Origin of the sequence: Streptomyces sp. NPDC003038 (assembly GCF_040611115.1) — a bacterium.
Classification (GTDB): domain Bacteria; phylum Actinomycetota; class Actinomycetes; order Streptomycetales; family Streptomycetaceae; genus Streptomyces.
The window spans coordinates 336,374-343,796 of the sequence record NZ_JBEXNN010000004.1 but is presented as its reverse complement, the minus strand read 5'-3'; the positions used below and the strand labels follow the sequence as shown (position 1 = coordinate 343,796).

Below are 7,423 nucleotides of genomic sequence, written 5' to 3'. Positions count from 1 at the left end.
TTCGCGGTGCGCGGCGCCGCCGAGATGGTCAAGTTCTGCGCGGAACACGGGATCGCGCACGAGGTGACGGGCAAGTTGATCGTCGCCACGGAGCGGGAGGAGTTGCCGCGCCTGCACGCGCTCGTACAGCGGGGCCGGGAGAACGGCATTCCGGTGCGGGAGCTGGGCCCGGCCCAGATCACGGAGTACGAGCCCGAGGTGCGCGGCCTGGCGGCGATCCACGTGGGGACCACCGGGATCGTCGACTACGGGCAGGTGGCGGCCCAGCTGGCGGAGTCGTCGGGGGCGGAGATCGTCTACGGCGGCGCGGTGGACCTCATCGCGCGGCGCGCGTCGGGAGTGGCGGTGCGGACCACCTCGGGCGCGGTGGTGAAGGCGCGGGTGCTGGTGAACTGCGCGGGCCTGCAGTGCGACCGGATCGCGCGGCTGACGGGGGACGATCCAGGGATGCGGATCGTGCCGTTCCGGGGCGAGTACTACGACCTGGCGCGGCCGGAGCTGGTCCGCGGGCTGGTGTACCCGGTGCCCGACCCGGCGTTCCCCTTCCTGGGCGTGCACCTGACCCGGGGCATCGGCGGCGGCGTCCACGTCGGGCCGAATGCGGTGCCGGCGCTGGCCCGCGAGGGATACCGCCGGGGGACGGTCCGGCCCCGCGACCTCGCCGACGAGCTGGCCTGGCCGGGAGCCTGGCGGATGGCCGCGCGGCACTGGCGGTACGGGGCGGGCGAGATCCACCGCTCCCTGTCGAAGCAGGCCTTCACCCGGGCCGTACGACGCCTCCTGCCGGCCGTCGCGGCGGCGGACCTGCACCCCGCCGCGGCCGGGGTGCGGGCTCAGGCCGTACTGCGGGACGGGACCCTGGTGGACGACTTCCTGATCCGGGAGGCCCCGCGCACGGTCCACGTCCTCAACGCCCCCTCGCCCGCGGCGACCGCCTCGCTGCCGATCGGCCGCGAGATCGCGGGCCGGGCCCTGCGGAGCCTGCGCTCGGCTTAGGGGGTGACCGGTGGACCCGCGGGTCGGGCCGAGAGCCGGAGCCGCGCCGAGAGCCGGAGCCGCGCCGAGACGCGGAGCCGGGCCGAGAGCCGGAGCCGCGCCGAGAGCCGGAGCCGCGCCGAGACGCGGAGCCGCGCCGAGACGCGGAGCCGGGTCCCGACCGGCCCAGCCGCAGACCAGAGCAGGCCCCGACCGGACCCGGACCCAGAACGGACCCAGAACGGACCCGGACCCGGACCCGGACCCAGAACGGGCCCAGACCCGGTTCAGAGCCGGGACCCGGCCCCGCCGTGATCCACGGGGTACGCCGCGGCCCCTCGCCGCCGAGCGGTCGGCCCCCGGACCCCGCCGCGTAGAATTGGCGCATTGTGTCTGAGTCCCGAAACCCCCAGCCGCCCAGCCTCCCGGACGCCGCGCCGGAGGCGCATTCGTACGTGCCGCCCAAGTGGCGGACCGAGCCCAGGTTCCCCGACGGGCCCGCGCCCGATCCGGCCGGGTCGCACCATGAGCGGCGGATCCGGAGCTTCCAGCCCCGGCGCAGCCGGGTGACCACCGGCCAGGGCGAGGCCCTCAAGCGCCTCTGGAGCACCTGGGGCCTGGACATCGACGGCCTTGAGGTCATCGACCTCAAGGCGCTCTTCGGCGGCCTTCCCGTTGTCCTGGAGATCGGCTTCGGCATGGGCGAGGCCACCGCTCAGATGGCCGCCGCCGACCCCGGCACCGGGATCCTCGCGGCCGACGTGCACACTCCCGGGCAGGGGAACCTCCTCGCCCTCGCGGAGCGCGGCGGCCTCGACAACATCCGCGTGGCGAACGGCGACGCGATCATCCTGCTGCGCGAGATGCTGCCGCCCGATTCGCTGGCCGGGATCCGCGTGTACTTCCCGGACCCGTGGCCCAAGGCCCGCCACCACAAGCGGCGCCTGATCCAGCCCGAGTTCCTCACGCTGGCTGCGACCCGCCTGGCCCCCGGGGCCGTGCTGCACTGCGCGACCGACTGGGAGCCGTACGCCGAGCAGATGCTCGACGTGCTGACCGCTCACCCGGACTTCGAGAACACGCGGCCCGAGGGCGGTTATTCGCCCCGCCCCGACTTCCGGCCTCTCACCCGCTTCGAGGGCCAGGGTCTCGACAAGGGCCACCGCGTACACGACTTGCTCTTCCGTCGCATCGAGAACTGACAACGTCACTGCCTGTGTCAGACCCACTCTGTAGGGTCATGATGTGTTCCGAGCGCTTCCCTTCGTGCTCGCACGCCCGTCGGGCACGGTCCGCACTGGCGTGCTCGTCGCTCTGCTCGCCGTCCTGACCGTTTCCGGGCTGTCCATCCTCGAACTGGTACGGGAGCAGACCGGCACCCCCGGCTTCTTCGTCGGCCTCGGTCTGGCCCTGCTGCCAGTGCCGCCCCTCATGGCGGTCTTCCGGTGGCTGGGCCGGGCCGCGCCCGCGCCCTGGCCGCAGCTGTTGTTCTGCTTCGGCTGGGGCGCCTGCACGGCCGCGCTGATCGCCATACTGGCCAACAACTTCGCCACCGACTGGATAGCCGCGGCCACCGCCGACCCCTCCGAGGCCGACCAGCTCGGCTCGGTGGCGATCGCCCCGGTGGTGGAGGAGAGCGCCAAGGCAGCCGCCCTGCTGCTGGTGTTCGTCTTCCGAGGACGCCACTTCACCGGCCCCGCCGACGGTTTCGTCGCGGCCGGCTTCACCGCCACGGGCTTCGCCTTCACCGAGAACATCCTCTATCTCGGCAATGCCTTCGACGAGGACCTGGCCGAAGGCACCGGCGTACTCGACTCGGTAACGGCGGCGACCTTCTTCGTACGGATAGTGCTTTCGCCGTTCGCGCACCCGCTGTTCACGGTGTTCACCGGCCTCGCCCTGGGCGCGGCCGCGCGCAGCGCCCGCCGTTCGCGCAGGATCGGCCTGCCGCTGCTCGGCCTCGCGCTCGCCATGGGCATGCACGCGCTGTGGAACGGCTCCTCGCGGCGCGGGGAGTACGGGTTCTACGCGGTCTACGGCTGCGTGATGGTCCCGGTGTTCGGGCTGCTGCTGTGGCTGGCGGTGCGGATACGGCGGCGCATGCTGCGGGCCGTCGCCGCCGAGCTGGCGAAGTACGCGGCCGCGGGCTGGTTCGCGCCGGCCGAGGTGCCGGCCCTGGCGTCGCCGCCGGCGCGGTCACTGGCCCGCGCCCTGGCCCGCCGCAGCGGAGGCCGGGCGGCGGGGCGGGCGGTCGCCCTGTACGCGGCGGACGCGGCGGCGCTGGCTCTGCTGCGCCACCGGGCGCGCCGCGGCGGCCCGGCGCGGGAGCCGGACTTCGTGGGGCGGGAGCGGGAGTTGCTGCGCCGGCTCTGGCTGCGCCGGGCGACCGCGGGGCCCGCGCTGGCCCGGGCGGCGGTCATGGAGGAGCTGCTTCCGCCGTGGTTCGACCCCTTGCCCCGCGGGCCCGGCCGAACCGCCGACACCGCGGCCGCACCACACGCATCACACGCGCCGCACGCACCGGCGACGGCCCCCGCACAGGCCGCCACCGTGGCCGGCGTACCCGTCCCCAGGCAGGTCGGCCCCGGCCTGGCGGACCTCAGACGTTGAGGCCCTTGGAGGTCAGCCACGCCAGCGGATCCACCGTCGAGCCGCCCTTGCGCACTTCCAGGTGCAGGTGGGGGCCGGTGACATTGCCGGTGGCGCCGACGCGGCCGATGGTGTCGCCCGCCCCGACCGAGCCGGAGGTCACCGACATCGAGGACAGGTGGCAGTACCAGATCTCCGTACCGTCCTCGAGCTCCAGGACGATCCGGTAGCCGTACGCACCGGACCAGCCGGCCGAGGTGATCTTGCCCGCGGCCACGGCCTTGACCGGGGTGCCGGTCGGCGCGGCGAAGTCGAGGCCGGTGTGGTGGCCGGAGGACCACATGGAGCCGGAGACGCCGTAGTGGGAGGTGAGGGTGTAGGCGGAGGTGGGCAGCGAGTAGCTCCCGGCCCGTTGGGCGAGGCGTTCCTGCCCGGCCTTGGCCTCGGCCGCCTCCTGGGCCGCCTTCGCCTCCTGTGCGGCCACCTCCTCGGCCTTCGCCGCGGCCGCCGCGGCTTCCTCGGCCGCCTTGAGCGCCGCCTCCCGCTTCTCCTTGGCCTCCTGGGCCGCGGCTTCCCGCGCGATCCGCTCGTCCTCCGCCTGGGCCTGAGCCGTGGCGGCGTCCTGCTGTGACTCGGCCTGCTGGAGGATGCGGTTGAGCAGCACCTCGCCGGCGTCGGCCCTCCGGTCGGCCTGCTGCGGGATGATCCCGGTCTTCGCGGCCGTGCCGGCGCCGTCCGCCTGCTCCCCGACGGTCCCGCCACCGGAAGGGTCACCGCCGGAAGTGTCACCGCCGAGCAGATCGGGCAACGAGGGCATGGAGATGGTGACTTGAGGCCGGTCCTGCGCGTTGGCGATGCCGCCCGCGCCGACCGCGGCGATCACGCCGACGCCGAGCACGGTGGAGCTGCGGGCGAGCCCTCCGCGCTGCTTGGCCACCCGGTGCTTCCCGCGGACCGGTCGGACCGAATCCTCGGTGGGATTCCACTCGCCCCAGGCCCCCGCGGTGGGCGGTTCCTGGATCTCGGTGCCTTCAGGGGCAGGCAAGTTAGAGGCCACCTGGGCACACTCCTCATTGACGCGCACGCGCGCGGCGCCATCTCTTGCGACGGCTGGGACGACCGCTCTGCGTTATCAAAAGGTAATAGACGCGGGGGAATGATTCCAAGCTGTTGCGATTGATCGTTCCGGCCAATCCGCCACTCCCTGACGGGCTTTGGCCTGCGCTTTCCCTATGAAAAAGGGCGCAACAGGGGCAAAGATCAGGCACCACCCCATGCTCTTCAGCCACACCCGCCCATGACGCCCCGTCAATCGAATTGCGCAGAGCACGGCTTCAGCTACGCACCGTCACCCGGCCCCTCGTCGCGACGTACCACCGGCACGGTCAGCCCCCGCCCCGGCCGGCCCCGCCCCGGCCGGCCCACCGCGAGCAGCGCCATGTCGTCCGTCGTCCCGCCGCCCGTATGCCGGCGCACGTCGCCGCTGAGCGCGCCGAGCAGCGCCTGCGGCCCGGCGAAGACCCGCCCGCGCAGCCGGTCCACTGGGTCGTAGAAGACGCCCGACCGGTCCCGGGCCTCGGTCAGCCCGTCCGTATAGAGGAGCAGGATGCTCCCGGCCGGGAAGGCCCACTCGTCGGGCCGGTCGGGCCACGTTCCCAGCTCGCCCATACCGAGCGGCAGAGCGGCTTCCGCCGGGGCGAGGACCGTCAGCTCCCCGTCTCCGCGCAGCAGCAGCGGCTCGGGGTGCCCCCGGTTGAGCAGCCGCAGCCCCTCGCCGTCCGGCGGGATCTCCCCGAGCACACACGTCGTGAACCCTTCCACCGCGTCCAGGCTGCCGCGCCGGGTGCCCTCCCGGGCCAGCGCGCGCTCCAGCCGCCGCGCAACGCCCTCCAGCGTCGGCTCGCTCTCCGCCGCCTCCCGGAAGGCCCCGAGGACCACCGCGACGGCCTCGACCGCCCCCAGCCCCTTGCCCCGTACGTCACCGACCGCCAGCCGCACGCCGTGGGGGGTGTCCTGGACGGCGTACAGGTCCCCGCCGATGAAGGCGTCGGCCTGCGCGGCCTCGTACCGGGCGCAGACGTTCAGGCCCCCGACCTGCTCGGCGGGCGTCGGCAGCACCGCCCGCTGCGCGGCCTCGGCGATCCCGCGCGCCGAGGCGAGCTGCGCACCGCTGCGCCGCACCACCCGGTTGATCAAGGCCGCCAGTCCGGAGACCGTCACGACGGTGGCCAGCTCGGTCAGTGCCTCGGCCTTCCAGCTGGTGCCGTGGTGGATGTGCAGCACGAACACGGCGAGCGAGGCCAGGACGCTGGTCAGGACCGTGGCCCTGAGGCTGAACAGCGGGGCGGCGATCAGCGGGGCCGCGGAGAAGAAGGGGGACCCGGTGAAGCTGGGCGGGCTCAGCAGGTCGAAGACCGTCCCGAGGGAGATCAGCGTGGCCGGCAGCAACCGGACCACGCGCCGGGCCGCACCGTTCCCGGCCGCGTCCGCGTGCTCGCCGTCCTGCCGCACGTCCAGCCCCACCACACCGCTCTCCTGCCGCCCGGTCCCGCGCACGGGTGCGGGCCGCTGCCGCCTCGCCCCCTCAAGGCTCGCGGCAGGGGCCTGCGTACGGCGACCCGGCGGCGGCCGACCGGGTGAAGAAGGGCGCGGAGAGGACCGAAGGCGTCCGGTAGGCATCCCGGGACATGACGAAGGCCCGGCTCCCCAAGGGGAACCGGGCCTTCGTATTGAGTAGCGGGGGCAGGATTTGAACCTACGACCTCTGGGTTATGAGCCCAGCGAGCTACCGAGCTGCTCCACCCCGCGTCGGTAAACCCAACTCTACGCCATCCGGGGGGAACCCTCCGCCAATTACCTTCCCCACTCCCCCTCGGACCCTCATCGCCGCAGGTCAGAGGCCTTAAACCCATCCGAAGGGGGCCTCCAACCGGCCTTGGTGAAGCCGGATTTGCGGCCCTGCTTACGTGAACCTGGGGAGCGGGAACCGCGGGCGGACGCCAGAGCGCCCCGCCTGGCCGAAACCAGACGGGGCGCTCCACAAGCCGTAGGCCATGTCGGACTCGAACCGACAACCAACGGATTAAAAGTCCGCTGCTCTGCCAATTGAGCTAATGGCCCTCCACGTGCTCACCCCAGAGCATAGCCGGACAGCGCCCGTGGGCCGATCGGATATCGACTGACCGGCCCCGTCGTCGCCCTCTGGACCCCGGGAAGCCGACAGGGCCCGTACGACACGCGGGTGTCGTACGGGCCCTGTCAGGCACTCAGTTCAGCGAGCGGTCAGCCGTTGCGCTTCCAGCGCGGCTTGTCGTCGCGGCGGCCGCCGAAGGAACCGGTGGAACCGGAACCGGACGGGCGGTGGTCGTCACGGCGGCCGTACGGACGGTCGCCGGCGCCACCGGAGCGGAAGCCACCGGACGGACGGTCGTCACGACGGTCGCGGTTGAACGGACGGTCGCCGCCACCAGAGCGGAAGCCGCTGCCCGAGGTGCGGTCGTCACGGTTGTACGTGCCGTTGCCGGTGGCCGGACGGTCGTCGCGGTTGTAGCTGCCGCCGGTCGGGCGGTCGCCACCGGAGCGGAAACCACCGGACGGACGGTCGCCACCACGGTCGTCACGGTTGAAGCCACCCGAGGGGCGGTCGTCGCGACGGAAGCCACCACCGGAGGGACGGTCACCACCGGAGCGGAAACCACCACCGGACGGGCGGTCGCCACCAGAGCGGAAACCACCGGACGGACGGTCACCACCACGGTCATCGCGGTTGAAGCCACCCGAGGGGCGGTCGTCGCGACGGAAGCCACCACCGGAGGGACGGTCACCACCGGAGCGGAAACCACCACCGGACGGGCGGTCG

General features: G+C 73.3%; 5 protein-coding genes, 2 tRNA genes and 1 pseudogene. 3 read left to right on the top strand and 5 right to left on the bottom strand.

The genetic code is table 11. From position 1 onward, the window contains the following. From lhgO to ABZX75_RS08215, 3 genes are all read left to right on the top strand, one after another. A partial coding sequence (gene lhgO, locus ABZX75_RS08225) for an L-2-hydroxyglutarate oxidase (RefSeq protein WP_355409065.1) occupies positions 1-996 on the top strand: 996 nt, incomplete at its 5' end. Positions 997-1,430: 434 nt separating this feature from the next. Beyond that, positions 1,431-2,177, top strand: a complete 747-nt coding sequence (trmB, locus tag ABZX75_RS08220; RefSeq protein ID WP_355409108.1) for a tRNA (guanosine(46)-N7)-methyltransferase TrmB — start codon at positions 1,431-1,433, stop codon at positions 2,175-2,177. Positions 2,178-2,241: 64 nt separating this feature from the next. Beyond that, the gene (locus tag ABZX75_RS08215; protein ID WP_355409106.1) at positions 2,242-3,585 is read left to right on the top strand and encodes a PrsW family intramembrane metalloprotease; all 1,344 of its coding nucleotides are present in this window, start codon (positions 2,242-2,244) and stop codon (positions 3,583-3,585) included. On the opposite strand, the gene ABZX75_RS08210 is transcribed toward ABZX75_RS08215, so the two are convergent. The 5 genes and pseudogenes from ABZX75_RS08210 to ABZX75_RS08190 form a co-directional block, all read right to left on the bottom strand. Then, the gene (locus tag ABZX75_RS08210; protein ID WP_355409063.1) at positions 3,575-4,609 is read right to left on the bottom strand and encodes a M23 family metallopeptidase; all 1,035 of its coding nucleotides are present in this window, start codon (positions 4,607-4,609) and stop codon (positions 3,575-3,577) included. The genes ABZX75_RS08215 and ABZX75_RS08210 overlap by 11 nt on opposite strands. Positions 4,610-4,902: 293 nt before the next feature. Beyond that, positions 4,903-6,090 carry a PP2C family protein-serine/threonine phosphatase gene (locus tag ABZX75_RS08205; protein ID WP_355409061.1) on the bottom strand — a complete coding sequence of 396 codons (1,188 nt, stop codon included), beginning with the start codon at positions 6,088-6,090 and terminating at the stop codon, positions 4,903-4,905. A 208-nt stretch (positions 6,091-6,298) separates the two neighbouring features. Next, positions 6,299-6,372: transfer RNA gene (locus ABZX75_RS08200), tRNA-Met, on the bottom strand. Positions 6,373-6,611: 239 nt separating this feature from the next. Then, a tRNA-Lys gene (locus ABZX75_RS08195) sits at positions 6,612-6,684 on the bottom strand. Positions 6,685-6,846: 162 nt separating this feature from the next. Continuing rightward, positions 6,847-7,423 (bottom strand): annotated as a pseudogene (locus tag ABZX75_RS08190) (RNA helicase); the annotation flags it as partial.